Genomic DNA, 1,349 nt, shown 5'->3' with positions numbered 1-1,349 from the left:
TTGATATTAAAGGATTTTTCGATAATGTCAATCATGGAAAACTAATGAAGCAAATCTGGAATCTTGGAATCAGGGATAAAAGGCTGTTGTGTATTATAAGCAAACTTTTAAAGTGTGAAATCGAGGGCGAGGGAATACCGACTAAAGGAACTCCGCAAGGGGGAATACTTTCTCCGTTATTATCTAATATAGTGTTAAATGAACTTGACTGGTGGATAAGTGACCAGTGGGAAACTTATATGCCACGAAAGGGAAATAACAAAGGTTTTGCAAACTATGCCAGACAATACACAAATCTGAAAGACGGATATATAGTGCGTTATGCAGATGACTTTAAAATAATGTGCAGAACATATCCAGAAGCACAGAGGTATTACCACGCTGTAGTGGATTTTCTGAATAACAGACTAGGATTGGAAATCAGTCCAGAGAAGTCTAAGGTAACAAATCTGAAAAAGAATTCATCTGATTTCCTTGGATTCAAAATCAAAGCAGTGCCACAGGGAAAATCAAAGTATGGTTATGTTGCAAAAACAGATATGTGTGAAAAAGCCTTGAAAAAATCAAAAGCTAATTTGAGACAGAAGATTCTTGAAATACAGAATCATACAAATGCAGAGGAAGTAAAGAAGTATAACAGTGCAGTCACTGGAATACAGAATTACTATCGGATTGCAACGAATGTTTATAACAATCTCACAGAGGTTGATTATGCTTTATTACGAACCCGTAACAACAGGTTAAGGAAGAAAGCAAAGATAGTCAGATTTTGTGAAACTCCAAGTGATTTCAAAAAGAAAACAACAGGAATCAGAGACTGTAAGAAGATTTACAGGATTATGGATATTCATATGTTGCCGATTACAGGTGTGCATCATAAATCTCCAATGAATTTTTCACAGGAGATATGCAATTATACTGAAAAGGGCAGAAAGAAAATTCATAATAATCAGAGAGCAGTGGAAAGTAGTAAACTGAAAGCATTTCAGATGTTTCTAAATGATGAAGATACTATTGAATTTAGAAATAATATGGTTTCAAAGTTCGTGGCACAGTATGGGAAATGTTACATTACTGGAAATGAATTAGAGCCAGAAAATGCAGTCGGTATCAGAATAAAACCAAGAGAAAGAAATGGTACTGACGATTATAGCAATATCGTTATTGTTAGTAAAGCTGTTATTCCACTTATTGAAGATACAAATGCTGATTACTGTAGTAGCCTTTCGGAAAAGCAGAAAGTGAAGCTGAATCGACTAAGACGAGCTAGAAAACTTAAACCTGTCAAAGGAACTTGTAAACTTGCTTGAACACGAGGGAACGCCGTATGCGGTGAAAGTCGCACGTAC

General features: G+C 35.7%; 1 protein-coding gene. It reads left to right on the top strand.

Annotation, left to right across the window (positions count from 1 at the left end; translation table 11 throughout):
• Window positions 1–1,310, top strand: a 1,310-nt coding sequence (locus FYJ75_RS15005; RefSeq protein WP_154431064.1) for a reverse transcriptase domain-containing protein, incomplete at its 5' end; no start/stop codon positions are given.
• Window positions 1,311–1,349: the final 39 nt, after the last annotated feature.

It is taken from the genome of Roseburia porci (assembly GCF_009695765.1).
GTDB lineage: Bacteria > Bacillota > Clostridia > Lachnospirales > Lachnospiraceae > Roseburia > Roseburia porci.
The sequence above is the reverse complement of the archived record's forward strand: the minus strand, read 5'-3'. Positions and strand labels throughout refer to the sequence as shown.